Here is a 24665-nt window from a genome sequence, read left to right on the forward strand (position 1 = left end):
AATCATTTATGGAGGGGGGAAATTAAGCTTTTGGCTTAATGAGGCCGCGCCGCGGAGAAGGCGACAGGATCGCGTACTTATTCGAAAAGGAGTGCGTCGGCGACGGCTAGCAGGGGGCAATGGAGAAACCAGTGCGGGGCCGAATGTACCACCTGAGTTTAGGAGCGTCTAGCCCTGAATACGCAAAAAGCCCCGCTATTTGCGGGGCTTTTTCAGGACACTTTGCTGCGACGCTTAGATGTTGGCGTCGAGGAAGGCAGCCAGTTGCGATTTCGACAGTGCGCCGACCTTGGTCGCTTCAACGTTGCCGTTCTTGAACAGCATCAGGGTCGGGATACCGCGCACGCCATGCTTGGCCGGGGTTTCCTGGTTTTCGTCGATGTTCAGCTTGGCAACGGTCAGCTTGCCTTTGTAGGTCTCGGCAATTTCGTCCAGAACAGGAGCGATCATTTTGCAAGGGCCGCACCATTCAGCCCAGTAATCGACCAGTACAGCGCCTTCAGCCTTGAGTACGTCGGCCTCGAAGCTAGCGTCGCTAACGTGTTTGATAAGATCGCTGCTCATGGAATTCTCCAGGGTTGTAAGCAAAAAAACGTGGCCCATCATAGCGGTCCTTACCTCGTTCAGGAAGGTGCAGTTGATTGAGTCTCGCTATGGTGTTCCATGAGTTTGGGTATAGCCCAGGTCACGCCGTGGCGGGAGCGACGAAGGCGATTCCAGTGCGCAACGCCGCGTTACGCACATGCTCGCGCATGGCTTTCTGCGCGGCGCCAGAGGCTCGGCGAGCCAGCGCACGAAGGATCTTGCGGTGTTCCTGCCAGGTTTCCATGGCCCGCTCGGCCCGGATGAACGGTAGCTTCTGACTCTCCAGGAAGATGTCGGCACTGGCAGTCAGGATACTCAGCATCGCCTGATTGCCGCTGGCCAGCAGGATGCGTCGGTGGAATTCAAAGTCCAGCCGCGCCGCCGCTTCGAAATCGGCTGCTTTCAGTTCGTTGCGCATGGCGGCGACATTGTCCTCCAGCGCATCGAGTTCATCGGTGCTCAAGGTCACGGCCGCCAGCCCCGCGGCAAACCCCTCCAGCGCGTAGCGCAACTGGAAGATATCCAGCGGCGAAGCCTGCGCCGCGAACGGCCAGCCTGGCGCTGCCTCGCCTCGCGGCAGCTCCACCGGCGCCTGCACGAACACGCCTTTGCCCGGCTGGATGCTGATCACGCCCAGCGCACTCAACGATGACAACGCCTCGCGCAACGATGCCCGACTAACCCCCAATTGCACCGCCAGTTCCCGTTGCGAGGGCAAGGCATCCCCCGGCCCGAAGCCCTGCTCGGTAATCAGTTTGCGGATGGCCTGCAGCGCCACTTCAGGTACGGCACGGGAGATCGAATTCATGGTTTTCCAAACGAACCAGGACAATGTGCGCCCAGTTGTAAAGCTATTCACGACGCCCGGCAAGTCGTGCCCCATGGGGGTTCGGCAATTTTCCTGGCTGCGCTATCGGGGTGCGAAATACAACCTGACTGTTCAGACCAGTAAGACCGTTCGACACCAGCAAAACCGCGCCCTGGCGCCCTCAAAACCCTAAGTTGGCATGGCCCATGCTCTGTCGATCCGCAGAAATCACTGCTCACCGATCCGGAGATTTGCCATGACCCAGCGTTACCGCGCCCTCCTCGCTGTCCTGTTTGCCAGCCTGCTGCTGAGCCAGGTCCCCGCCCACGCCGACGGTCTGGACGATGTGGTCAAGCGCGGAGTCCTCAAGGTCGCCGTGCCCCAGGACTTCCCGCCCTTCGGCTCGGTCGGCCCGGACATGCAACCCCGGGGACTCGACATCGACACCGCGAAACTGCTGGCCGACCAGCTCAAGGTCAAACTCGAACTGACGCCGGTCAACAGCACCAACCGCATCCCGTTCCTCACCACCGGCAAGGTCGACCTGGTGATCTCCAGCCTCGGCAAGAACCCGGAGCGCGAAAAAGTCATCGACTTCTCCCGCGCCTACGCGCCGTTTTACCTCGCTGTATTCGGTCCGCCAGACGCCAGCATCAAAGGTCTGGACGATCTCAAGGGCAAGACCATCAGCGTCACCCGCGGTGCCATCGAAGACATCGAGCTGACCAAGGTCGCCCCCGAAGGTGTGACCATCAAGCGCTTCGAAGACAACAACTCGACCATCGCCGCGTATCTGGCGGGCCAGGTCGACCTGATCGCCAGCGGTAACGTGGTGATGGTGGCGATCAGCGAGAAAAGTCCGAAACGCGTACCGGCGCTGAAGGTGAAGCTCAAGGATTCGCCGGTCTACATCGGTGTTAACAAGAACGAGCCGGCGCTGCTGGATAAGGTCAACCAGATCCTCGTCACCGCCAAGAGCGACGGCGCACTGGAGAAAAACGCCCTCACCTGGCTGAAAGAACCGCTGCCGGCCGATCTCTGATTCGGCGCGCTGGAGACGTTTTATGGCTTATCAGTTCGATTTCCTGCCGGTGGTGAACAACACCGACCTGTTGCTGCGCGGTGCATTGTTCACCCTTGAGCTGACAGCCATCGGCGCGGTGCTTGGGGTGGGCCTGGGCATCGTCGGGGCGCTGGTGCGAGCGTGGAACATCCGGCCTTTCGCGGGGATTTTCGCGGTCTATGTCGAGTCGATCCGCAACACACCATTTCTGGTGCAGTTGTTTTTCATCTTCTTCGGTTTGCCGTCCCTGGGCATGCAGATTTCCGAATGGCAGGCGGCGGTGCTGGCGATGGTCATCAACCTCGGCGCCTATTCGACCGAGATTATCCGTGCTGGCATCCAGGCGATCCCCCGGGGTCAGTTGGAAGCCGCGGCGGCGTTGGCGATGACACGTTTCGAAGCCTTTCGTCACGTGGTGCTGCTGCCGGCGCTGGGTAAGGTCTGGCCAGCCCTGAGCAGCCAGATCATCATCGTGATGCTCGGCTCGGCGGTGTGTTCACAGATTGCCACTGAAGAGCTGAGCTTCGCGGCCAACTTCATTCAATCGCGCAACTTCCGGGCCTTTGAAACCTATGCCCTGACCACGCTGCTCTATCTGTGCATGGCGCTGCTGATCCGCCAATTGCTGAACTGGATCGGGCATCGGTTTATCGCGAGGAACAGCCAATGAGCGATTTCACCTTCTGGGACATCGTGCGCAACCTGCTCACCGGCCTGCAATGGACGCTGGCGCTGTCGCTGGTGGCGTTCATTGGCGGCGGATTGATCGGCTTGCTGATCATGGTCATGCGCATCTCGGATAAATCCCTGCCGCGCAGTTTCGCTCGTACTTACATCGAACTGTTCCAGGGCACGCCGCTGTTGATGCAGCTGTTCCTGGTGTTTTTTGGCGTGGCGCTGGCCGGTGTGGAGATTTCGCCGTGGATGGCGGCGGCGATCGCTCTGACGCTGTTCACCAGCGCTTACCTGGCGGAGATCTGGCGCGGTTGCGTCGAGTCGATTCCCAACGGCCAGTGGGAAGCCTCATCGAGCCTGGCGCTGAACCCGCTGGAGCAACTGCGCTACGTGATCCTGCCACAAGCCCTGCGTATCGCCGTGGCGCCGACTGTGGGCTTCTCCGTGCAAGTGGTCAAAGGCACCGCCGTTACCTCGATCATCGGTTTCACCGAATTGACCAAGACTGGCGGCATGCTCGCCAACGCCACCTTCGAACCTTTCATGGTCTACGGCCTCGTCGCTCTCGGCTATTTCCTGCTCTGTTATCCCTTGTCGCTCAGTGCGCGCTACCTGGAAAGGAGACTGCATGCCTCTGCTTAGAATTTCCGCCCTGCATAAATACTACGGCGATCACCATGTGCTCAAAGGCATCGACCTGAGTGTCGAGGAAGGCCAGGTGGTGGCGATCATCGGCCGCAGCGGTTCGGGCAAATCGACCTTGCTGCGCACCCTCAACGGCCTGGAGTCGATCAACGACGGCGTGATCGAAGTCGACGGCGAGTACCTGGACGCCGCCCGCGCCGACCTGCGCAGCCTGCGGCAGAAAGTCGGCATGGTGTTCCAACAGTTCAACCTGTTCCCGCACCTGACCGTGGGCGAGAACGTCATGCTCGCGCCGCAAGTGGTGCAGAAAGCACCAAAAGCCAAGGCCGCCGAACTGGCGCGGCAGATGCTGGAGCGGGTCGGGCTGGGGGAGAAATTCGATGCCTTCCCGGATCGACTGTCCGGCGGGCAGCAACAGCGGGTGGCGATTGCCCGTGCCCTGGCGATGTCGCCGAAAGTGCTGCTGTGCGATGAAATCACCTCAGCCCTGGACCCGGAGCTGGTCAATGAAGTGCTGAGCGTGGTTCGGCAACTGGCCAGGGAAGGCATGACGCTGATCATGGTCACCCACGAAATGCGCTTCGCACGGGAGGTTGGGGACAAGTTGGTGTTCATGCACCAGGGCAAGGTGCATGAAACAGGCGATCCGAAGGTGTTGTTCGCCAATCCGCAGACGGCGGAGCTGGCGAATTTCATCGGGACGGTTGAGTCTGTGGCCTGAAAGATTTTCGGTGCCGCTCAGGCCGTCATCGCGAGCAGGCTCGCTCCCACATTGGTTGTGTGTCGGTCGTGGGATTAGAGGCAACCTGGGCCCCTGTGGGAGCGAGCCTGCTCGCGATTGACCGCGAAGCGGTCACCTACGCGTTGGCGGCAGCCTTTGATCGTGGCACGATGTCGAGGTTATCGACCGAGACCCCTGACCATGCCGCAATCCCAAGCCAAGAATCTGTCCCTGATCGCCGCAATCGACCTGGGCTCCAACAGCTTTCACATGGTCGTGGCCAAGGCCCAGAACGGCGAGATCCGTATTCTCGAGCGTCTCGGGGAGAAGGTTCAGCTGGCCGCCGGCATCGACGAAGAGCGCCATCTCAACGAAGAATCGATGCAGCGCGGGCTCGACTGCCTCAAGCGCTTCGCCCAACTGATCAGCGGTATGCCCACCGGCGCCGTTCGCATCGTCGGCACCAACGCCTTGCGTGAAGCTCGCAACCGCGCCGAATTCATCCGTCGCGCCGAAGAAATCCTCGGCCACCCGGTGGAAGTCATTTCCGGTCGTGAAGAAGCGCGCCTGATCTACCTCGGCGTGTCCCACACCCTCGCCGATACCCCGGGCAAGCGCCTGGTGGCCGACATCGGCGGCGGCAGTACTGAGTTCATCATTGGCCAGCGCTTCGAACCGCTGCTGCGCGAAAGCCTGCAGATGGGTTGCGTCAGTTACACCCAGCGCTATTTCAAGGACGGCAAGATCACCCCGGCCCGTTACGCCCAGGCGTACACCGCGGCGCGGCTGGAGATCATGAGCATCGAGCACGCCTTGCACCGCCTGACCTGGGATGAAGCCATCGGCTCCTCGGGCACCATCCGCGCCATCGGTCTGGCGTTGAAGGCTGGCGGTCACGGCACCGGCGAGGTCAATGCCGAAGGCCTGGCCTGGCTCAAGCGCAAACTGATCAAGCTCGGTGACGTCGAGAAAATCGATTTCGAAGGAATCAAACCGGATCGCCGGGCGATTTTCCCCGCCGGCCTGGCGATCCTCGAAGCGATCTTCGACGCCCTCGAGCTGCAACGCATGGATCACTGCGAAGGCGCCCTGCGCGAAGGCGTACTCTATGACCTGCTGGGCCGCCATCATCACGAGGACGTGCGCGAGCGCACCCTCACTTCGCTGATGGAGCGCTACCACGTCGATCAAGAGCAAGCGGTACGGGTCGAGCGCAAGGCGCTGCATGCGTTCGATCAGGTGGCCGCGGACTGGGATCTGGAAGACGGCGTCTGGCGCGAACTGCTCGGCTGGGCGGCCAAGGTCCATGAAGTGGGCCTGGACATTGCTCACTATCAGTACCACAAGCACGGCGCCTACCTGATCGAGCACTCCGACCTCGCCGGGTTCTCCCGCGAAGACCAGTTGATGCTCGCGCTACTGGTGCGCGGCCACCGCCGCAATATTCCCAAAGACAAGTTCGCCGATTTCGGCGACGACGGCATCAAGCTGATTCGCCTGTGCGTGCTGCTGCGCTTTGCGATCCTGTTCCACCACATCCGTGGCACCCAGCAAATGCCCCAGGTGGTACTGAACGCCTATGGCAATAGCCTGGAAGTGGTGTTCCCGGAGAACTGGCTGGACGAAAACCAGCTGACCCAGGCCGACTTCGCCATCGAAGCGGAATGGCTCACTCGCGTCGATATTGTGCTGAACGCACGCTGATTCCCCCCTGTAGGAGCGAGCTTGCTCGCGATGGAGGCTAACGATAACGCGTGTTATCTGGATACGCGTTGCCCTCACGTTTTTCGTCGGAGCGCCGCCCGGAGCAAGCTCGCTCCTACAGGGGACCGCATTGATACAAAAAAAGGGCGATCCATATGGATCGCCCTTTTTTAGGGTCGCTGCGTTAACGAACAGCCAGGATCGGGCTGCCCAAACGCTCCAGCAATGTCGCCTGGGCACTGCGCGGGTTCTGGTTGCCGGTCGGTGTGTTACGGACGTAACGACCGTCCGACTGCAGGCTCCAGCTGTGGGTGTTATCGGTCAGATACATCTCCAGCTCTTTCTTGACCCGCATGATCAGCTTCTTGCCTTCCACCGGGAAGCAAGTCTCGACGCGCTTGTCGAGGTTGCGCTCCATCCAGTCTGCACTGGACAGGAACATCTGCTCGTCGCCGCCGTTGAGGAAGTAGAAGACCCGGGTGTGTTCCAGGAAGCGGCCAATGATCGAACGCACGTGGATGTTGTGGGAAACCCCAGTGATACCCGGCCGCAGGCAGCACATGCCACGCACCACCAGATCGATGCGCACGCCTGACTGGCTGGCCTTGTACAGCGCGCGGATGATCTTCGGATCGGTCAGCGAGTTGAATTTGGCGATGATATGCGCCGGTTTGCCGTCGAGGGCGAACTGGGTTTCGCGGGCAATCATGTCGAGCATGCCCTTTTTCAGGGTAAACGGCGCGTGCAGCAATTTCTTCATGCGCAGCGTCTTGCCCATGCCGATCAACTGACTGAACAGTTTGCCGACGTCTTCGCACAAAGCGTCGTCGGAAGTCAGCAGGCTGTAGTCGGTGTACAGGCGGGCGTTGCCGGCGTGGTAGTTGCCCGTGCCGAGGTGCGCGTAACGCACGATTTCGCCCGCCTCTCGACGCAGGATCAGCATCATCTTGGCATGAGTCTTGAAGCCGACCACGCCATAGATCACCACCGCACCGGCCGCTTGCAGACGGCTGGCCAGTTGCAGGTTGGATTCTTCGTCGAACCGCGCACGCAGTTCGATCACCGCGGTGACCTCCTTGCCGTTACGCGCAGCATCCACCAGCGCATCGACGATTTCCGAGTTGGCGCCGGAGCGATACAGCGTCTGGCGCACCGCCAACACGTGCGGATCCTTGGCAGCCTGACGCAGCAGGTCGACCACCGGGGTGAACGACTCGAACGGGTGCAGCAGCAGGATGTCCTGCTTGCTGATCACGCTGAAAATGTTCTCGCTGTTCTGCAGCAGTTTCGGGATCTGCGGGGTGAACGGCAGGTATTGCAGCTCGCGCTGACTGTCCAGGCCGGTGATGCTGAACAGCCGCGTCAGGTTCACCGGACCGTTGACCTGATACAACTCCGACTCGCTCAGGTTGAATTGCTTGAGCAGGTAGTCGGACAGGTGTTTCGGGCAGGTATCAGCCACTTCCAGACGTACCGCATCGCCATAACGACGGGAGAACAGCTCGCCGCGCAAGGCACGGGCCAGGTCTTCTACATCTTCGGAGTCCAGCGCCAGGTCGGCGTTCCGGGTCAGGCGGAACTGGTAGCAGCCCTTGACCTTCATGCCCTGGAACAGGTCATCGGCATGGGCGTGGATCATCGACGACAGGAACACATAGTTGTCGCCTGCGCCGCCGACTTCTTCCGGCACCTTGATGATGCGCGGCAGCAGACGCGGTGCCGGGATAATCGCAAGGCCGGAGTCGCGACCGAACGCATCGATACCTTCGAGTTCGACGATGAAGTTCAGACTCTTGTTCACCAGCAACGGGAACGGGTGCGTCGGGTCGAGGCCGATCGGGGTGATGATCGGGGCGATCTCGTCGCGGAAATAGCGGCGGACCCAGGTTTTGAGCTTGGTCGTCCAATTGCGGCGACGGATGAAGCGGACCTGATGCTTTTCCAGCTCCGGCAACAGAATGTCATTGAGGATTGCGTACTGACGATCGACGTGACCGTGAACCAGCTCACTGATGCGCGCCAGGGCCTGGTGCGGCTGCAGACCATCGGCGCCAGCCTGTTCACGGGCGAAAGTGATCTGCTTCTTCAGGCCGGCGACACGAATTTCGAAGAACTCGTCCAGGTTGCTGGAGAAGATCAGCAGAAACTTCAGCCGCTCCAGCAACGGGTAGGACTCGTCCAGCGCCTGCTCCAGCACGCGGATATTGAACTGCAGTTGCGAGAGCTCGCGGTGGATGTACAGGCTGCTGTCATCCAGACCGGGAATGGCCACCGCTGGCGCTGGCGCTGGCGTAGCGGTTTCGACGACCGCTGCGGGCGGAGCTGGCTCCAGCTCCGGCGGGGTCTCGTCGACTTGCTCCACCACAGGTTGAGCGTCTTTTACGGCAACTTCAGTGAGCACTTCGGTATTCATCGAATGTTCCTGGGAGGGCTATTTTTGCTCTCGTAACAATTGAGCGGCACGAACGGCAAAGTACGTCAGGATGCCATCAGCCCCTGCACGTTTGAAAGCGGTCAGGGACTCGAGGATAACCCCTTCGCTCAACCAGCCATTCTGGATCGCCGCCATGTGCATGGCGTATTCGCCGCTGACTTGATAAACAAACGTCGGCACTTTGAATTCTTCTTTTACCCGGCACAGGATGTCCAGGTACGGCATGCCTGGCTTGACCATGACCATGTCTGCACCTTCTGACAAGTCCGCCGCCACTTCGTGCAGGGCTTCGTTGCTGTTGGCCGGGTCCATCTGATAGGAGGCCTTGTTGGCCTTGCCCAGGTTCAGCGCCGAACCGACCGCATCGCGGAACGGGCCGTAATAGGCGCTGGCGTACTTGGCCGAGTAGGCCATGATCCGCACGTTGACGTGACCGGCCACCTCGAGGGCTTCGCGGATCGCTTGGATGCGGCCGTCCATCATGTCCGATGGCGCCACGACCTGGGCGCCGGCTTCGGCGTGGGACAGGGCTTGCCTGACCAGTGCGTCGACGGTGATGTCGTTCTGCACGTAGCCTTCTTCATCAAGAATGCCGTCCTGGCCGTGGGTGGTGAACGGGTCCAGGGCGACGTCGGTGATCACGCCCAGCTCAGGGAATTGCGCACGCAGCGCACGGGTCGCGCGCTGGGCGATGCCTTCTGGGTTCCACGCTTCGGCGGCGTCCAGCGACTTGAGCTGCGAGGGTGTTACCGGGAACAGCGCCAGCGCCGGAATCCCCAGCTCGACCCACTTGGCCGCCTCTTCCAGCAACAGGTCGATGGTCAGGCGTTCGACACCCGGCATCGAGGCCACCGCTTCGCGACGGTTTTCACCGTCCAGCACGAATACCGGCAGGATCAGGTCATCGACGGTCAGGACATTTTCACGGACCAGACGACGCGAGAAGTCATCACGACGGTTGCGGCGCAGGCGGGTTGCGGGGAACAAACGATTGGCGGGGGTAAAGCTCACGGCAGACTCCTGAGCCCGCAGACGTGCGAGCGTGACAGTTATAAGCGGCCATTATGACGAACGTGTGACAGTTATGTGCACGCTGCGACAGGTAGCCGCATTCCATTGTCGTTGTAGGAAATGTTCACGTCGAGACACATTTGGACACTTTCCTGAATGTGTCCGAAGGGTTAGGCTGCGCGTTCATTTCGCCAGCACCCAGACAATGCTCCAACAATTTCTGCATGACTTCGGCTACTTTGCCCTTTTTCTAGGCACGTTCTTCGAAGGCGAAACCATTCTGGTACTCGCAGGCTTCCTCGCGTTCCGTGGATACATGGACATCAACCTGGTGGTGGTCGTGGCCTTCTTCGGCAGCTATGCCGGCGACCAACTGTGGTACTTCCTGGGACGCAAGCACGGTCGCAAGCTGCTGGCGCGCAAACCGCGCTGGCAGATGATGGGTGACCGGGCGCTGGAACACATTCGCAGGCACCCGGACATCTGGGTATTGAGCTTCCGCTTCGTCTACGGCTTGCGCACGGTCATGCCGGTGGCCATCGGGTTGTCGGGCTATCCGCCGGGCCGCTACCTGCTGCTCAACGGCATTGGCGCGGCGATCTGGGCCGCCGCATTGGCGGCGGCCGCGTACCATTTCGGCGCGGTGCTCGAAGGCATGCTCGGCAGTGTGAAGAAGTACGAACTCTGGGTACTCGGCGCCCTGCTGGTCCTGGGCTTCGTGCTATGGCTGCGCCGGCGCTTCAAGAATGCCCGCCTGGCCAAGCAGGTCTACGCCGACGAGCAAGCCATGAAGGCCGAACGAACAAAAATCGAAGGCCCTACGACGCCAATCGAGTAATGCGGTTTCTGCAACAGTAGAGACCGATGCCGCTCAACAGGCTGTAACTGAGCAGGCCGACCCAGCCCACCGCGCTGGCCGGCCACAACCCCACCATCGGGGCCAGCCATACCAATGGCAGATTCGACGCCAGCCGCGCCCACTCCAGCTTCAACGCCCACGGGCGATTCTCCAGGGCCACGCCCAGCACAAACAGACCGAACGCCACCGCCCCCCAACCCAACATCAGGGCGGCGACCGGCAGCTTCGGCTCAAGATTCATCAAGTAGCTGCCCAGCGCGACGTAGGCGCAGAACTGCAACAAGACGTAGAGCTGCTGACGTCCGTCCAGCGGCACCTCGAATTTGCGGAACTGGTTCAGGTCCGGCTTGTTCATCGGGTATTTGGCCGCCACGTCCGCCGGGCGCCAGCCGGTGCGCATGAACCAGATCCGCAGCTTGTCCCAGGTGCTTTCGGTACGCCGTGCATCTGCCCACAACTGCGCGTAGAACTGCACGTTTGCCCACACAGGATTCCAGCTCGCCAGCGGCGTGGTCACACCGAAAATCACTGGCTCGTTGTCGTCTTCTTCCTGGAACGAGCCGAACAGACGGTCCCAAATAATGAACACGCCGCCGTAGTTGCGATCCATGTAGAGAGCATTCTGTGCATGGTGAGCCCGATGATTGGACGGCGTGACAAAGAACCATTCGAACCAGCCAAGCTTGGGAATGTGCCGGGTGTGCACCCAGAACTGGTAGAGCAGGTTCAGCGCCGCGACGCTGACGAACATCAGCAGCGGCACGCCGAATACCGCCATCGGCAGATAGAAGATCCAGCTCAGCAGGAATCCGGTACTGGTCTGGCGCAACGCCGTGGACAGGTTGTAGTCCTCACTCTGGTGATGCACCGAATGGGCGGCCCAGAGGATGTTGCGCTCGTGGCCCATGCGGTGCAGCCAGTAGTAGCAGAAGTCATAGAAGACAAAAGCGAACACCCAGACCCACACACTGTCGACCGACAGTTCGAACAGCGCCAGGTACTTGAGGGCGAACGCGTAGGTCACCAGCCCCACGCCTTTGGTCAGCAGCCCCGTGGTGGTCGACAGCACGCCGGTGCTGATGCTGTTGATCGCGTCCGCCACCCGATAATTACTGACCCCGCGCCAACGGTCGGCCAGCAGTTCGACGGCGATCAGCACAAAGAAAAACGGCACCGCATACAGAATGAAGTCCATGACGCGCCCTGACCGGAATCTTGAGGACAGATGCTATGTGTAGCCGTGAATTAACCCTATGGCAACGAGTGACAAATTAGTGGACATTTAACGCCATGAATCTGGAGAAAAGCCCATGAGCAAAAAAGTTGCAGTGATCCTTTCCGGTTGTGGCGTGTACGACGGCGCCGAGCTCCACGAGAGCGTCATCACCCTGCTGCGCCTGGACCAGCGCGGTGCCCAGGTGCAGTGTTTCGCACCGAACATCGCGCAGTTGCATGTGATCAATCACCTGACTGGCGAAGAAATGCCTGAATCGCGCAACGTGCTGGTGGAATCGGCACGGATAGCCCGGGGCAACATCAAGGATATCCGTGACGCGAACGTCGATGAGTTCGATGCGCTGATCGTGCCCGGCGGCTTCGGCTCGGCCAAGAACCTGTCCAACTTCGCCATCGAAGGCGCTGGCTGCACCGTTCAACCGGATGTCCTGGCACTGACCGAAGCCTTTGCCGAGGCCGGCAAGCCGGTGGGGTTGATGTGTATCTCACCTGCCCTGGCGGCAAAGATCTACGGCCCCGGCGTCACCTGCACCATCGGCAATGACACCGACACCGCTGCCGCGATGAACAAAATGGGCGCCACCCATGCCGATTGCGCGGTCAGTGACATCGTCGAGGACAAGGCACGCAAACTGGTGAGCACACCGGCTTACATGCTGGCGCAATCGATCAGTGAAGCGGCGTCGGGGATCAACAAGCTGGTCGACCGGGTATTGGAACTGACCCACGAAGACGACGCGTAAAAACAAGATCAAAAGATCGCAGCCTGCGGCAGCTCCTACAAGGGGGCGGTGTATACCTGTAGGAGCTGCCGCAGGCTGCGATCTGTTCAGACGTTGCGGGATAACCTGGTCAAAATCCGGTCCAGCGCATTGGCAAACGCCTGCTTCTCACGGTCGCCGAACGGCGCTGGCCCCCCACCCATTTGCCCCTGTTCGCGCAAATCGGTGAACAGGTTGCGCACCGCCAGCCGTTCTCCCATGTTCTGCGCATCAAACTCCTTGCCCCGCGGATCGAGCGCCGCCACGCCCTTCTTCACCAGACGATCGGCCAGCGGCACATCGCTGCAAATCACCAGCTCACCGGGCACCGCGTGTTCCACCAGATAATCGTCCGCCGCATCCGGACCGCTCGGCACCACGATCAACTTGACCAGTGCCAGCCCCGGCTTGGTCTGCGGCTGTCCGGCCACCAGCACCACTTCGAACTGGCGCTTGAGGGCGAACTTCACCACCAGATCCTTGGCTGCCCGCGAAAGTGAGCGAAGCGAATGCCTTTTAAGAAACCTGCACCCGCTGCTTCTCAACCACCCGGCTACGGCCATACAACACGACAATCGCAATGATCGCCACAGCCTGGGCACTCAGCGAATACGCATCGGCATGGATCCCCAACCATTCAAAGTCAAAGAACGGCACCGGTCGAGTGCCGAAGATCCCGGCTTCTTGCAGCGCTTTCACGCCATGCCCGGCAAACACCACCGACAAGGCGCACAAAAGACCGGCGTTGATGCTGAAGAACAGCGCCAGCGGCAGCTTCGCCGAACCGCGCAAAATCACCCAGGCCAGGCCGACCAGCAGCACCAGCGCCGTGGCCCCACCGGCCAGCACCGCGTTATGCCCCGCCGGACCTGCCTGCAACCACAGGGTTTCGTAGAACAGAATCACTTCGAACAGTTCGCGATACACCGAGAAAAACGCCAGGGTCGCAAAGCCGAAACGCCCACCGCCACCCACCAGGCTGGTCTTGATGTAATCCTGCCAGGCCGCCGCGTGACGACGGTCATGCATCCACACACCCAGCCACAACACCATGACACTGGCAAACAACGCCGTCGCGCCTTCCAGCAATTCGCGCTGCGAACCGCTGACATCGATCACATAGGCTGCCAGCGCCCAGGTACCCAGCCCCGCCAGAAACGCCAACCCCCAACCGGCGTTGACACTGCGCACCGCCGCCTGTTGACCCGTGTTGCGCAGGAAAGCCAGGATCGCCGCCAGCACCAGAATCGCTTCCAGACCTTCACGCAGCAGAATCAGCAGGCCGGAAATGTAACTCAGCGACCAGCTCAAACCCTCGTTGCCCAACAGGCCGGCCGATGCCTTCAACTTGGCCTTGGCGACGTTCAGGCGCTGCTCGACCTCGCTCACCGGCAGGCCATCTTGCAACGACTGACGGTAGGCCATCAGGGATTTTTCAGTGTCTTTACGTACGTTGGCGTCAATGTTATCCAGCGAGCTCTCAACCAGCTCGAAGCCTTCCAGATACGCCGCTACGGATAAGTCATAAGCCTGATCATGCTCACCGGCACGATACGCCGCGATGCTCTTGTCCAGAGTGGCTGCGGTGTAGTCGAGCAGTTGCGCCGGGCCACGCTTGACCTGCGGCGGTTGCGCCCGCTGGGCACGGAAGGTCGCGGCGGCTTGCGGGCCTTCGGCGGCCTGTACTTCGGCCGGGGTCTGACGAGCCAGGTCGGCGATGTCGTAGGTCTTTTCAGCCTTGGCCGTCGTCGGGTCAACACTGAAGCTGGCGATATAGGTGGCCAAGTCCCAACGCTGACGATCATCCAGTTGATCGGCAAAGGCCGGCATGTCAGTCCCTTCGACGCCCAAGCCCAAGGTACTGTAGATCGCGTAGAGGCTCAGTCGATCCAGTCGTGTGGTGTCACGCAGATTGGAAGGCGGTGGCGTCATGCCGACGCCCGCCGGGCCCTCGCCGGCCCCTGTATCGCCATGGCAGACCGAGCAATGCTGAGCGTACAGCGGCGCGCCACGCGCCGGGTCCGGCGTAATGACCGGGGCCTGGCTGACTTCATAGGCCACGGCCAGCTTTGCACCGAGTTGCCGGGCCTGGCGAGTGACATCAGCACCGTCCTGACGGGCGCCGATGGAATTGCCCAGCGCGGTCAGGTTTTGCTCCAGCGCGGCTTTTTCCGGTTTGGCCGGCATGGCCGCCATCAGGCTTCCCAGCGTCTTGACCGACTCTTGCTGCGCGCGAAATCCGGCCTGGTCCGTGATGCTGCCCGCCTGCACCGTGGCCGGGTAATCCGCGCCGATGTAATCGAGCAAGTGCAGCGCCTGCGGCGCACCTTCGGCAGGGGCGGCCAGCAGTTGAACGCTGCACGCCGCGAACAGCGGCAGCAGCAACCAAGCCAGCAAACGGGAGGGGGCAATCATGAATGAATCTCAGTTGGAAAAACGAAGTTACATATTGTTAACGCCCAACGGGTTTCGCTCAAGCATTGTCGGGACTTCCGGTGAAATCACGGGTTCTCCAAGGTATTGATACACCAATGAAAAAGGCGACCTCATGGGTCGCCTTCCTGGATTTCCGCGAGCTTAGATCGCAGCTTTGCGCAGCGTCGCCATGAATGCTGCCGCACCGATGAACAGTCCGGCAAAGGTCCGATTCATGCGTTTTTGCTGTTTCGGTGTGCGCAGCAGACGCAGCACCCTGGACGCCAGACCGGTGTAGCCAGCCATGACGATCAAGTCGACGCAGATCATGGTCACGCCGATCACCAGATACTGAATCAGCAGTGGAGCATGGGGGTCGATGAACTGCGGCAACACCGCCAGCATGAACACCAGCGCCTTGGGGTTACTGATGTTCACCAGAAAACCACGGAACACTAGGGCCAGAGGCTTGCCGATCTGACGCACAGCCGCGTCATCGCTCATATCGCTGGGCAGCGCACGCCATTGCTTGATCGCGAGGTAGACCAGGTACGCCACGCCGAACCATTTGATCGCATAGAAGGCTGTGGCCGACGCCGTCAGAATCGCGCCCACACCGGCGCCGACAATGGCGATCTGCACTGCAAGGCCCAATTGCAGACCCAGGGCGTTCCAGTAGCCGCGCCAGAATCCGTATTGCAGACCGCTGGACATCGACGCAATGGCGCCGGCACCGGGGGACAGGCTGATCACCCAGCAGGCGGCAAAAAAAGCCAGCCATGTTTGAAGCTCCATTTCACACCTCGACTCAGACTCATGACAGATGTCTAAGCTAATGCGGCTTTGATTGGATGACTACCGATTTTTTACAGGACATGGCGACTGCCAACAGCCAAAAGCAAAGATCTTGAACTGGCTTACTACTTTTCAAACCCGCTGGAAGGAAACACATCCGTGCCGCGCCAGCGCCGAACAGAACGCTGGAAGAACAGACTATTAGGCACTTGCACCATGGCGCTGCCAGTGCCGAGTTCTTCGGCCTCGATCAGCGTGGTGTAAAGCAGATTGATCGCCACCACCCGACCTTTGACACCGGGCTTGTCAGTGGTGTCCACCAGCTCGACCACGTCACCGATGCGGAACGGGCCGACGGTAAAGATCAGGATCGCGCACAGCAGGTTCGACAGCACGCTCCACATGGCGAAAAACGCCACCGCCGCGACCGCGACAAAACCGGATAACGCGGTCCAGAGCACCGTGGCCGAAACCCCGAGGCGCTCCAGCACGAAAATCAACGCACTGCCCATGATCAGCCAGCGCAGGCCCCCGCGCAGCGGCATCAGCAACTGCGGCGGAAACGGGTAGCGCTCACCGAGACGAGTCAGGCATTTGGCAACAAAGCGCTGGGCGAAGTAACCGGCGAGCAGGATCAGCAGGATTTGCACGCCAAGCCAGATCGGCTCGACCCACACCGCCGGCAACGGCAGCTTGAAGGCGTCCATCAGGACAGCGCCTCCAGCTCCGCCTGCATGCTTTCCAGCAATTCCAGGGCTTCCATCCACGCTTCTTCCAGTTGCGCCTCACGCACCTTCAGTTTGGCCTGTTCGGCCAGCAGATCACGCAAGTCGTTCTTGCGTGCCGGTTCGTAGATTTCACTGTCGCCGAGGCTGGCATCGATTTTCGCCAGCTTCTCGTGGAGCTTGCCCAGCTCGGTTTCAAGCTTGTCAGCTTCACGCTTGTGCGGTGCCAGTTGCTGGCGCAACGCAGCAGCGGCCTGACGCTGGGCTTTCTTGTCGGTCTTGTCCGGGTTGACTGGGGTGTTGCTGACCGGTGCATTGCGCTGACGGTAGTCCACCAGCCAACGGGTGTAGTCCTCCAGGTCGCCATCGAACTCTTCGACCTTGCCGTCCGCCACCAGATAGAAATTGTCGGTGGTGCTTTTGAGCAAATGCCGGTCGTGGGAGACCACCAGTACCGCACCACTGAATTCCTGCAGGGCCATGGTCAGCGCCAGACGCATTTCCAGGTCCAGGTGGTTGGTCGGTTCGTCGAGCAGCAGCAGGTTCGGCCGGTCCCAGGCAATCAATGCCAAAGCCAGGCGCGCCTTCTCGCCACCAGAGAAATTCAACACCGGCTCGTCGATTCGTGCGCCGCGGAAGTCGAAGCCGCCGAGGAAGTCGCGCAAGGTCTGCTCGCGCTCGGTCGGTGCCAGACGCTGCAAGTGCAGCAACGGGCTGGCCTTGGAATCCAGAGAATCGAGTTGATGCTGGGCGAAGTAACCGACCACGGTGTTCTCGCCACGGGTCAAGCGCCCGGCCAATGGCGAGAGCTCACCGGCGAGGTTCTTGATTAAAGTCGATTTACCAGCGCCGTTAGGTCCGAGCAGACCGATCCGCGCACCCGGGGTCAGTTGCAGCTTGACCTTCTCCAACACGGCTTTGTCGCCGTAACCCAGACGGGCATCGGACAGGTCGATCAGCGGGCTGGAGATTTTCTGTGATTCACGGAAGACAAAATCGAACGGCGAGTCGACGTGGGCCGCGGTCAGCTCTTCCATCCGCTCCAGTGCCTTGATCCGGCTCTGGGCCTGACGGGCCTTGGTGGCCTGGGCCTTGAAGCGGGCGATGTAGCTTTCCATGTGCGCACGTTGCACCTGCTGCTTCTCGTAGGCCTGCTGTTGCTGGGCCAGACGTTCGGCACGGGCGCGCTCGAAGGCGCTGTAGCCACCGCGGTACAGGGTGATCTTGCGCTGATCGACGTGGGCCACGTGATCGACCACGGCATCGAGGAAGTCGCGGTCGTGGGAGATCAGCATCAGGGTGCCCGGATAGCTCTTGAGCCATTCCTCAAGCCAGATGATGGCGTCGAGGTCCAGGTGGTTGGTCGGTTCGTCGAGCAGCAGCAGGTCCGATGGGCACATCAAGGCCTGCGCCAGGTTCAGACGCATCCGCCAGCCACCGGAGAAATCCCCGACCTGACGATCCATCTGCTCATTGGTGAACCCGAGACCGGCCAGCAACTTGCGCGCCCGGGCATCGGCGGTGTAACCGTCGGCGCTGTCGAGTTCGGAGTGCAGGCGGGCCTGTGCGGCACCGTCATGGGTCGCTTCGGCTGCCGCCAGGTCGCGTTGCACCTGGCGCAGGCGCAGGTCGCCATCGAGCACGTAGTCGACCGCCAGGCGTTCGAGGGTGTCGACCTCCTGGCGCATGTGGGCGATACGCCAGTCGGCCGGCAGGAAGCAATCACCCGAGTCCGGGTGCAGTTCGCCCCGAAGCAAGGCGAACAGGCTCGATTTGCCGGCGCCATTGGCACCGATGAGGCCGGCTTTCTGGCCGGCGTGCAGCGTCAGCTCGGCGTCTTCTAGCAGACGTTGCGGGCCACGCTGTAAAGTCAGGTTCTGAAGTCGAATCATAATGGCGGCGGAGTCTACCAGCTTCGCTCGCAACTGGCGCGAGTAGCACTATGTCCTCTGACCTGTGGAGCTTTTCCCTGACCATTTACGCCCGCCCGGGCGTTGAGCAGGCATGCCTGCAATTGCAGTCGGCGGGAGTCAATGTGTGCCTGTTGCTGTGCTGTGCGTGGCTGGGACAGCGAGGTGTGGCCTGCGATGAACAGCGCTTGCAGCAACTGCGTAGCGTGGCCGTCGCCTGGGAAGCCGATGTCGTGCGGCCGTTACGGGCCTTGCGTACGCAATGGAAAACCGCAGCCTCGGAAGACGCCGGATTGCATACCCTGCGTGAACAAGTGAAGGCACTGGAGCTGGAAGCCGAACGGCATCTGTTGTTGCGGCTGGAGAGAGCGGCGCAGAGTTGGCCGCAAAATGCCGAGACCGATCTACCGGCCTGGCTGGAAGGTGCGGCGGCTGAGGCCGCCCACCTGCACCGCGACGCGCTGCATCAGCTGCGCGTCGCGGTAACCGGCACTTAGGAAGCGCTGGTTGGGGTGGTTACAGCGCTCGAAGTTGCGGCAGGCGTTGGCGCTGGCGCGGTTGTCGAGGGAGGTGCTGCTGGAGCAGCCGGAGCGACTGGCTTGGCAACCGATGCTGTGGCTGGCTTGGCGGCAACCGGTTTTTTCACCGCAGGTTTGGCCGCTGGTTTTGCAGCTGCCGGTTTGGCAGCGGCTGGTTTTGCGGTAGCTGGTTTTGCGGCTGGTTTTGCAGCCGCTTTTACCGCAGGTTTTGCAGCCGGCTTGGCTGCTGTTTTGGCTGCTGGTTTTGCAGCGACAGGTTTTGCAGCCGGCTTGGCAGCAGGTTTCGCAGCAGCGGTACGGGCAGCGGGTTTAGCGGCTGGTTTTGCAGCCGGTTTTGCAGCGGCGGTTCTAGTCACCGCTGGTTTGGCAGCAGCGGCTTTTGCAGCGGCAGGTCGTGCAGCGGCTGGTTTGGCAGCCGTGGTTTTAGCTGCAGGTTTTGCGGCGCTGGCAGCAGCCGGTTTTCTCGCAGCCGGTTTGGCTGCGGCAGTTTTCGCTACTGGTTTGGCAGCTGCCGGTTTTGCAGCAGCAGGCCTGGCCGGTGCTTTTGCAGCAGCCGGTTTGGCAGCGGCTTTCTTCGCAGGTGCCGCAGCAGGTTTGGCTGCACGCAGGGACAACGCCTTGCCGACAGCCTCTTGTACACGACCGACGCCCTGGGCCAGTTTCAGGCTTTCCTGAGCATCGCGCTTGAGTTGCAGAATGTAGCCGCGGGTTTCCGATTGACGATCCTTGAGGGCATCGAGCAGCTCTTCAAGGTCGACCACTGCGTCCTTGGCCTTGGCTTGTGCCTTGGCTTTTCCGGCTGCCGCAGCGTCCTGCAATTTGGTGCGGGATTTGTGCAGTTTTTCTTGCGCTTTTCCGCGCTGCTTTTCCAGTTTGGCGAGCAGTTTTTCAGCATCAGCCAAGGCTTCGGAACAAGCGGTTTCCAGATGCTCGAGCAGGCTGCTCGAGAGTTGTTGGAGCAGGTGCAATGGAGTGTTTACTGGCTTCTTGGTGGCCGACATGGTTTACCTCCTGGCTGAAGTGAGTGCGGCTCATACTAGACCTCTGCTGCAACCGCCGCTAGGGCATGTTGACACTATCGAAAGCCCCGCGTTGCAAAGGATCGAAAAACTTCTGCCTCGACGCAAAAGCAGCTCACCGTTGCGTGCATTCTCACTGGCATAATCGCCCGCAATTCAGGTCGGAGAGTGCCCATGTCGCGCTACCTTTTTTTATCGCTGTGCGTGTTTTTTTCGGTGGCCCAGTCCGCCGAAAAAACGCAGGAAAATGAAGCCCGTGATCTCGCTTACAGCCTGGGCGCAAGCCTTGGCGAACGCTTGCACCAGGAGGCTCCCGACCTGCAACTTAAGGCACTGGTCGAAGGATTGCAGCAGGCCTATCAGGGCAAACCGCTGGCGCTGAAGGACGAGCAGATCCAGCAGATATTGACCGAGCATGAAGCCCGGATCGCCATGCAGTCAGCCGAGCCGCAAAGCGAAATGGCGCTGGAAAAGGAACAGCGTTTTCTCGCCACAGAAAAAGCCAGGCCCGGCGTGCGCGAACTGGCTGATGGCGTGCTGCTGAAGGAGTTGACGCCAGGCACTGGTGCCAAGGCCGGACCGAACGGCAAAGTGCAGGTGCTGTACATCGGTCGCTTGCCCGATGGCACGGTGTTCGATCAGAACAGCCAGCCACAATGGTTCAGTCTCGACAGCGTGATCGCCGGATGGCGCAGCGCAATGCAAAACATGCCGGTCGGGGCGAAATGGCGACTGGTGATTCCATCGGCCCAAGCCTATGGCGCCGACGGTGCCGGCGACGTGATCGCACCGTTCACCCCATTGGTGTTCGAGGTTGAATTGCGTGGCGCAACCAACTGACAGTGGAAATGAAAAACGGCGTGCCTTGGCACGCCGTTTCGGGGTCTTGCAGGAAGTGCTTCAGGCCTGAACCGAATCGACTTCCTTGTGGGCTGTGTGCAGCACTTCGATCAGGCAGTCTTCCAGTTCGAAGCGTTCGTGCAACAGGCCACCCAGTTCCTTGAACTTCTGCGCAACGCATTTGCCTTCGTCGCAAAGGTCATTGAACGCAAGCAGCTTTTCAGTGATGACATCGATGCGCGGGTAGATGGTCTCGGCGAGCTCCAGTCCACGCTTGTCGTTGAAGGCCTTGGCCTCCCCCGTCAGCTGTTCGTAGATCTCGAAATGCCCGGCCGATACATAATCGACCAGCACGCCGCAGAACTCCTGCAATGGCTTGCGATTCGTGGACAGTGCCTCTGGATCGGCACCGAGCTTGTCGTATGCATCGATCAGCTCTTTGCGCTCCTGCAACCAGCGATCGATCAGCAGGTGCACTCCACCCCAGCGTTCCTGAGCATTCTGACAACTTTCGAGCATGGTGATCTCTCTTCCCTTGTGGGTCAGCTGCTCAATGCCCGTCGCCCTCTTGTTACGTCGGGGGCGATTTCAGGCAGAGCGTCATCGAGCAACATAATTCCAATGACACGTGCGGGCCAGATTATGCCCGCGCGACACTGGCTTCAAGGTACGCAGGCGATAAAGTTCATACAAGTGTTTAATCGCCCGCAAAGGCCCGGTGCGACGACTCGCCGCTGAGTGGTCGCTGATAGCGGGCCCAGACCAGTCGCAACGACTGGTAAACGGCCAGAATCATCATCGCGACGAAGAACAGCAGGCTCCACTCGGTGAGACTCAGATCGAACAGTGTCCAGGAAATTTCCACACAATCGGCAGCGCCCTTGAACATTTGCTGTACGACGGATAGCCACGGAGAACTGGCCAACACGTCCGCCAGATCGGTCGAGCACGCCGCTGCCTGTTCCATCGGAATGCTTTGCAGCAGGACCTGTCGCCACGCCGTGACAGTGCCGGCGAGGCTGCAACAAAGACTGAGCAGCCAATACAGAACGTTTCCGATGCGACCGGGGCCATGGACCGAAGCCAACAGGCAGACACCGGCAAAGAGCGCCATGCAAAACCGTTGCAACAGACACAATCCACAAGGCCGCAGGCCGACTGCATATTCCAGGTAGTAGGAAACGCCCATCGCCAGAGCGCCCGCAATGAAAGCCATGAAAAACAAGGAGCGTGAGCAGGCCAAAGACATGGCTTTTCCGTAAAAGTAGTGACAGACCATTACGGTAGAGGAAAGCGCGACAGCCTTACAAGGCAAGTGCCCACAGAGACTTCAGCACGAGTGTAGGGAAATCCCGACGCAGGCGAGAGGATAAAATGTAGTCCTCTGTAGGATTTTTCCTGCGACGAGATGCGGCAACTGAATTTCAACTGATCATCGCACTGCGGCGAGGGCGATCACTCCTTCGCCGCAGGTCATCGCCCAGACGCCGAAACCTGACGCCAGCGAACGGGTCAAGCGCGGACTGGCACTGGCAGAGGGGCCGCGAGCAAGCGTTCATCCAATAACCCCAGGCCTTCCTGAAACAGCTGGTTGCTGCGTTCGGTATCGCCCATCTGCGCCAGCAAGCGTGCCAGTTCCGCACAGGCTTCCGGATTGCGTTGTACACGCAGGCTGCTTTCCAGATAGTCCCGGGCCTTGCCCCACAAACTGTTTTGCAGACATAGACGACCCAGTGTCAGTAGCAGGCCAGGATCGGCCGGATGGTCCTTGAGCCAGCCTTCGGCGGCCTGCAACTGGCGGGCCGGATCATTGCCGCGAACCAGTCCGTAGAGTCGTGCCAGATGACTGTCGTAGCTGCGTTTTAGGGCAGTACGCAGCACTTCTTCGGCCTCGACCTGAGCCCCCAATTGCCGCAGTTGTTCGGCATACGCGAGCACCAGTTGCGGCTCCTGACGCTGTGCCGAGGTCAGTTGTTGCCAGGCACGTTCAAGCGATTGCTGCCCCACCGTTCCGTCTTCTTCCCGTTGCGCTGCCAGGGACAGGTTCGCCCCCCAGGCCCGACGCTCCAGCTCGGCGAGCTCGGCCGCCGGCAGGATTTTGTCTTTGCGCAGCTCTGGCAGCAGGCGAATCAATGCCGACCAGTCACCACGCTGCTGAAGCAGGCGCTGCAACTGGCGCAGGGTCTGTGCGTTATGAGGATGGCGTTCACGCATCGCTTGCAGGGTGGTGAGGGCGCCTTCGGTATCACCGCGATCGGTCTGCAACTGGGCGTGGTTCAAGGCGATTGCCAACTCGGCCTGAGGCTGACGCTCCAGGGCGCGCTCCAGCAAGTTGTCGCTTTCTTCGTAATGGCCTTGTTCGTTCGCGGCACGGGCCGCACCGAGGTAGTAAAGCAGCGGCTGGCGCTCGGCTTCAGCGGCCCGATGCAAGTGACGTTGGGCACTGGCCCAGCGACCCTCGGCCAGGTCCAGTTGACCGTGTTCGATCGCCACCTGCACCCGACGACTGCGGTTACGCCGCGACCACGGATTGACCACGCCACTGGAAGCCATCACCAGTTCGACCAGCGACTTGATGCCCCAGATCACCAGCCAGAGCACAGCCACCAGCGCCAAGGTAGCCCACAGGCTCGACTCATAGCGGAAGGTCTTGTAGGCAATCAGCACATAGCCGGAGTGTTCGGCAATCGCCAGCCCGAGCGCAGCGGCAGCGGCGATCACGAGGAACACGATCACATAGAGGCGTCTCATGGCGTAGCCTCCGGCGCGGCGTTCGCGGCAGGCCTGGCCATTGGCTTGACCGAATCCTCGGCGTTGACGTTACGCCGTTCCAGATACCCTTGCACCGCGCTCAGGGTGCCGGTCATATCTGGCGTGACTACGGTGACAGGTTGCTTGCTCAACTCGGCCACCTGCTCAAGCATCACTTTGCTTTGTGCATTGTCCGGGTTGAAGTTGCCCTTGAGGATGTCCCGCGCTTCGTCCAGCACTTGGGAGTAAACCGCCGCCTGGCCATTGAGTGCGGCCCACTGCGCTTGCTCCAGCGCCAGGCTCAGGGCCAGGCGTACCTGACTCAGGCTCTGGCCGGCCAGCAATGGACGAACGTTTTTGTCAGCATTGAAGTCGATACGGATGTAGCGCGAAATCTGATCCCACCATTGCGCCCAGCGACTGGCGCCGTCGCCATCGGCGGTCAGGCCCAGCAACGAATCCCCACGGTCCTTGTACTCCGGCGCCAGCTCGGTGAGACTGGCCACTTGATCGCGCAATGCGCCCAGACGCAGAAACAGCCCGGTGCGATCCGGTTGCTCGGTACTGCGCAAGGCAATCAGGGTCCTGGCCACCTGCTCGCGAGCAGCAAAGGCGCCCGGGTCGTTCTGCTCGCGCAGAATCTCGTCGGCACCCTGGACCAGTGCCTGGGCGCTGCTGATGTCCTGCAAGGCAGACAGTCGCAGGCTGGCCAGACGCAGCAGATGCTCGGCCTCGGCCAGACGCCAGTCCTTGCGACTGGCGCCGAGTATGGTTTCCAGGCGCTGGTTCAACCGCTGCTGATCACCTTGCAACTGAATCACCAGACGGCTACGTGCTTCCAGTTCATCGGCGGGAGGTAATTGCGCCAGGCGTGCACTCAGGCGCTCCTCATTGAGCTTGAGGTTTTGCGTCTGGTCATTCAGCGCCTGCATCTGGCTCAGTTGCTGCTGATTATTGGCTTGCAGGTGACGCACCTGCCAGACACCCCAACCGCCCACCGCGACACCGGCCGCACCCAACAGCAGCGCAATGATTGCCAGACCATTGCCTCGACGCTGCCCGGCAGCAGGTGGCGGCGGTGGCGTCGGCATTTCATCAACAGGAGCATCAACAGGTGCATCGAGCACCCGTCGCGAGTCATCTTTAGGCAAGGCTGTTTCGCTCACGTA

General features: G+C 60.7%; 24 protein-coding genes. 9 read left to right on the forward strand and 15 right to left on the reverse strand.

Annotated features, from left to right (window positions below):
* Positions 1-234: 234 nt before the first annotated feature.
* Complete coding sequence (trxA, locus tag KGA83_RS06675) at positions 235-564, reverse strand: thioredoxin TrxA (RefSeq protein WP_003206727.1); 330 nt, start codon at positions 562-564, stop codon at positions 235-237.
* Between the two features lie 121 nt (positions 565-685).
* The gene (locus KGA83_RS06680) at positions 686-1393 is read right to left on the reverse strand and encodes a FadR/GntR family transcriptional regulator (protein WP_108217173.1); all 708 of its coding nucleotides are present in this window, start codon (positions 1391-1393) and stop codon (positions 686-688) included.
* Between the two features lie 256 nt (positions 1394-1649).
* Between KGA83_RS06680 and KGA83_RS06685 the strand changes: the two genes are divergently transcribed.
* The 5 genes from KGA83_RS06685 to ppx all read left to right on the forward strand — a co-directional run bounded on the left by KGA83_RS06685 (position 1650) and on the right by ppx (position 6201).
* The gene (locus KGA83_RS06685; RefSeq protein WP_223529201.1) at positions 1650-2435 is read left to right on the forward strand and encodes a transporter substrate-binding domain-containing protein; all 786 of its coding nucleotides are present in this window, start codon (positions 1650-1652) and stop codon (positions 2433-2435) included.
* 22 nt (positions 2436-2457) lie between these two features.
* Entirely contained in the window at positions 2458-3126 is a 669-nt protein-coding gene (locus KGA83_RS06690) for an amino acid ABC transporter permease (protein ID WP_108217175.1), read from the forward strand.
* On the forward strand, positions 3123-3773 hold the full coding sequence (locus KGA83_RS06695; RefSeq protein ID WP_108217176.1) for an amino acid ABC transporter permease: 651 nt from the start codon (positions 3123-3125) through the stop codon (positions 3771-3773). Before KGA83_RS06690 ends, KGA83_RS06695 begins: the two co-directional genes overlap by 4 nt.
* Positions 3760-4497: an amino acid ABC transporter ATP-binding protein gene (locus tag KGA83_RS06700; RefSeq protein WP_108217177.1), complete on the forward strand. Its 738-nt coding sequence runs from the start codon at positions 3760-3762 to the stop codon at positions 4495-4497. The genes KGA83_RS06695 and KGA83_RS06700 overlap by 14 nt, the downstream gene beginning before the upstream one ends.
* 201 nt (positions 4498-4698) lie before the next feature.
* Positions 4699-6201 carry an exopolyphosphatase gene (gene ppx, locus KGA83_RS06705; RefSeq protein ID WP_108217178.1) on the forward strand — a complete coding sequence of 501 codons (1503 nt, stop codon included), beginning with the start codon at positions 4699-4701 and terminating at the stop codon, positions 6199-6201.
* 184 nt (positions 6202-6385) lie between these two features.
* Here ppx and ppk1 read toward each other — a convergent pair whose 3' ends face one another.
* Positions 6386-8614 carry a polyphosphate kinase 1 gene (gene ppk1, locus KGA83_RS06710; protein ID WP_108217179.1) on the reverse strand — a complete coding sequence of 743 codons (2229 nt, stop codon included), beginning with the start codon at positions 8612-8614 and terminating at the stop codon, positions 6386-6388.
* An 18-nt stretch (positions 8615-8632) separates the two neighbouring features.
* Positions 8633-9646: a porphobilinogen synthase gene (gene hemB, locus KGA83_RS06715; RefSeq protein WP_108217180.1), complete on the reverse strand. Its 1014-nt coding sequence runs from the start codon at positions 9644-9646 to the stop codon at positions 8633-8635.
* A 205-nt stretch (positions 9647-9851) separates the two neighbouring features.
* Between hemB and KGA83_RS06720 the strand changes: the two genes are divergently transcribed.
* Complete coding sequence (locus KGA83_RS06720; RefSeq protein WP_108217181.1) at positions 9852-10484, forward strand: DedA family protein; 633 nt, start codon at positions 9852-9854, stop codon at positions 10482-10484.
* Here the strand turns inward: KGA83_RS06720 and KGA83_RS06725 are convergent.
* Positions 10465-11700 carry a sterol desaturase family protein gene (locus KGA83_RS06725; RefSeq protein ID WP_223529203.1) on the reverse strand — a complete coding sequence of 412 codons (1236 nt, stop codon included), beginning with the start codon at positions 11698-11700 and terminating at the stop codon, positions 10465-10467. The genes KGA83_RS06720 and KGA83_RS06725 overlap by 20 nt on opposite strands.
* A 115-nt stretch (positions 11701-11815) precedes the next feature.
* Here KGA83_RS06725 and elbB point away from each other — a divergent pair, with 115 nt between their 5' ends.
* Complete coding sequence (elbB, locus tag KGA83_RS06730; protein WP_108217183.1) at positions 11816-12484, forward strand: isoprenoid biosynthesis glyoxalase ElbB; 669 nt, start codon at positions 11816-11818, stop codon at positions 12482-12484.
* 86 nt (positions 12485-12570) lie between these two features.
* Here the strand turns inward: elbB and KGA83_RS06735 are convergent, their stop codons facing one another.
* The 5 genes from KGA83_RS06735 to KGA83_RS06755 all read right to left on the reverse strand — a co-directional run bounded on the left by KGA83_RS06735 (position 12571) and on the right by KGA83_RS06755 (position 18329).
* Positions 12571-13047, reverse strand: a complete 477-nt coding sequence (locus KGA83_RS06735) for a DUF188 domain-containing protein (protein ID WP_223529205.1) — start codon at positions 13045-13047, stop codon at positions 12571-12573.
* Positions 13019-14917 (reverse strand): FTR1 family protein, encoded by a 1899-nt coding sequence (locus tag KGA83_RS06740; protein ID WP_223529207.1) that lies wholly within the window; start codon positions 14915-14917, stop codon positions 13019-13021. The genes KGA83_RS06735 and KGA83_RS06740 overlap by 29 nt, the downstream gene beginning before the upstream one ends.
* Positions 14918-15079: 162 nt before the next feature.
* Positions 15080-15712: a homoserine/homoserine lactone efflux protein gene (rhtB, locus tag KGA83_RS06745; protein WP_108217186.1), complete on the reverse strand. Its 633-nt coding sequence runs from the start codon at positions 15710-15712 to the stop codon at positions 15080-15082.
* A gap of 125 nt (positions 15713-15837) precedes the next feature.
* Entirely contained in the window at positions 15838-16419 is a 582-nt protein-coding gene (locus tag KGA83_RS06750) for a mechanosensitive ion channel family protein (protein ID WP_108217187.1), read from the reverse strand.
* Positions 16419-18329, reverse strand: coding sequence for an ATP-binding cassette domain-containing protein (locus KGA83_RS06755; protein WP_108217188.1), 1911 nt, complete (start codon positions 18327-18329; stop codon positions 16419-16421). Before KGA83_RS06755 ends, KGA83_RS06750 begins: the two co-directional genes overlap by 1 nt.
* A gap of 50 nt (positions 18330-18379) precedes the next feature.
* Here KGA83_RS06755 and KGA83_RS06760 point away from each other — a divergent pair, with 50 nt between their 5' ends.
* Positions 18380-18844, forward strand: coding sequence for a TIGR02444 family protein (locus KGA83_RS06760; RefSeq protein WP_108217189.1), 465 nt, complete (start codon positions 18380-18382; stop codon positions 18842-18844).
* On the opposite strand, the gene KGA83_RS06765 is transcribed toward KGA83_RS06760, so the two are convergent.
* Complete coding sequence (locus KGA83_RS06765) at positions 18841-19887, reverse strand: AlgP family protein (RefSeq protein ID WP_223529209.1); 1047 nt, start codon at positions 19885-19887, stop codon at positions 18841-18843. The two genes, KGA83_RS06760 and KGA83_RS06765, sit on opposite strands and share 4 nt — an antisense overlap.
* A 192-nt stretch (positions 19888-20079) precedes the next feature.
* Between KGA83_RS06765 and KGA83_RS06770 the strand changes: the two genes are divergently transcribed.
* On the forward strand, positions 20080-20745 hold the full coding sequence (locus tag KGA83_RS06770; RefSeq protein WP_108217191.1) for an FKBP-type peptidyl-prolyl cis-trans isomerase: 666 nt from the start codon (positions 20080-20082) through the stop codon (positions 20743-20745).
* Positions 20746-20805: 60 nt separating this feature from the next.
* Here the strand turns inward: KGA83_RS06770 and rsd are convergent, their stop codons facing one another.
* The 4 genes from rsd to KGA83_RS06790 form a co-directional block, all read right to left on the reverse strand.
* Positions 20806-21264 (reverse strand): sigma D regulator, encoded by a 459-nt coding sequence (gene rsd / locus KGA83_RS06775; protein WP_108217192.1) that lies wholly within the window; start codon positions 21262-21264, stop codon positions 20806-20808.
* A 178-nt stretch (positions 21265-21442) separates the two neighbouring features.
* Positions 21443-21994 carry a disulfide bond formation protein B gene (locus tag KGA83_RS06780; protein ID WP_223529211.1) on the reverse strand — a complete coding sequence of 184 codons (552 nt, stop codon included), beginning with the start codon at positions 21992-21994 and terminating at the stop codon, positions 21443-21445.
* A gap of 263 nt (positions 21995-22257) precedes the next feature.
* Positions 22258-23496 carry a heme biosynthesis protein HemY gene (locus KGA83_RS06785; protein ID WP_223529221.1) on the reverse strand — a complete coding sequence of 413 codons (1239 nt, stop codon included), beginning with the start codon at positions 23494-23496 and terminating at the stop codon, positions 22258-22260.
* Positions 23493-24662: a uroporphyrinogen-III C-methyltransferase gene (locus KGA83_RS06790; protein WP_108217195.1), complete on the reverse strand. Its 1170-nt coding sequence runs from the start codon at positions 24660-24662 to the stop codon at positions 23493-23495. The genes KGA83_RS06785 and KGA83_RS06790 overlap by 4 nt, the downstream gene beginning before the upstream one ends.
* Positions 24663-24665: the final 3 nt, after the last annotated feature.

It is taken from the genome of Pseudomonas sp. GL-R-19 (genome assembly GCF_019956375.1).
GTDB lineage: Bacteria > Pseudomonadota > Gammaproteobacteria > Pseudomonadales > Pseudomonadaceae > Aquipseudomonas.

Coding starts and splice junctions, on each gene's coding strand:
- trxA (WP_003206727.1), bottom strand. CDS start 564: ATGAGCAGCGATCTTATCAAACACGTTAGCGACGCTAGCTTCGAGGCC.
- KGA83_RS06680 (WP_108217173.1), bottom strand. CDS start 1,393: ATGAATTCGATCTCCCGTGCCGTACCTGAAGTGGCGCTGCAGGCCATC.
- KGA83_RS06685 (WP_223529201.1), top strand. CDS start 1,650: ATGACCCAGCGTTACCGCGCCCTCCTCGCTGTCCTGTTTGCCAGCCTG.
- KGA83_RS06690 (WP_108217175.1), top strand. CDS start 2,458: ATGGCTTATCAGTTCGATTTCCTGCCGGTGGTGAACAACACCGACCTG.
- KGA83_RS06695 (WP_108217176.1), top strand. CDS start 3,123: ATGAGCGATTTCACCTTCTGGGACATCGTGCGCAACCTGCTCACCGGC.
- KGA83_RS06700 (WP_108217177.1), top strand. CDS start 3,760: ATGCCTCTGCTTAGAATTTCCGCCCTGCATAAATACTACGGCGATCAC.
- ppx (WP_108217178.1), top strand. CDS start 4,699: ATGCCGCAATCCCAAGCCAAGAATCTGTCCCTGATCGCCGCAATCGAC.
- ppk1 (WP_108217179.1), bottom strand. CDS start 8,614: ATGAATACCGAAGTGCTCACTGAAGTTGCCGTAAAAGACGCTCAACCT.
- KGA83_RS06720 (WP_108217181.1), top strand. CDS start 9,852: ATGCTCCAACAATTTCTGCATGACTTCGGCTACTTTGCCCTTTTTCTA.
- KGA83_RS06725 (WP_223529203.1), bottom strand. CDS start 11,700: ATGGACTTCATTCTGTATGCGGTGCCGTTTTTCTTTGTGCTGATCGCC.
- elbB (WP_108217183.1), top strand. CDS start 11,816: ATGAGCAAAAAAGTTGCAGTGATCCTTTCCGGTTGTGGCGTGTACGAC.
- KGA83_RS06740 (WP_223529207.1), bottom strand. CDS start 14,917: ATGATTGCCCCCTCCCGTTTGCTGGCTTGGTTGCTGCTGCCGCTGTTC.
- rhtB (WP_108217186.1), bottom strand. CDS start 15,712: ATGGAGCTTCAAACATGGCTGGCTTTTTTTGCCGCCTGCTGGGTGATC.
- KGA83_RS06750 (WP_108217187.1), bottom strand. CDS start 16,419: ATGGACGCCTTCAAGCTGCCGTTGCCGGCGGTGTGGGTCGAGCCGATC.
- KGA83_RS06755 (WP_108217188.1), bottom strand. CDS start 18,329: ATGATTCGACTTCAGAACCTGACTTTACAGCGTGGCCCGCAACGTCTG.
- KGA83_RS06760 (WP_108217189.1), top strand. CDS start 18,380: ATGTCCTCTGACCTGTGGAGCTTTTCCCTGACCATTTACGCCCGCCCG.
- KGA83_RS06765 (WP_223529209.1), bottom strand. CDS start 19,887: ATGTCGGCCACCAAGAAGCCAGTAAACACTCCATTGCACCTGCTCCAA.
- KGA83_RS06770 (WP_108217191.1), top strand. CDS start 20,080: ATGTCGCGCTACCTTTTTTTATCGCTGTGCGTGTTTTTTTCGGTGGCC.
- rsd (WP_108217192.1), bottom strand. CDS start 21,264: ATGCTCGAAAGTTGTCAGAATGCTCAGGAACGCTGGGGTGGAGTGCAC.
- KGA83_RS06780 (WP_223529211.1), bottom strand. CDS start 21,994: ATGTCTTTGGCCTGCTCACGCTCCTTGTTTTTCATGGCTTTCATTGCG.
- KGA83_RS06785 (WP_223529221.1), bottom strand. CDS start 23,496: ATGAGACGCCTCTATGTGATCGTGTTCCTCGTGATCGCCGCTGCCGCT.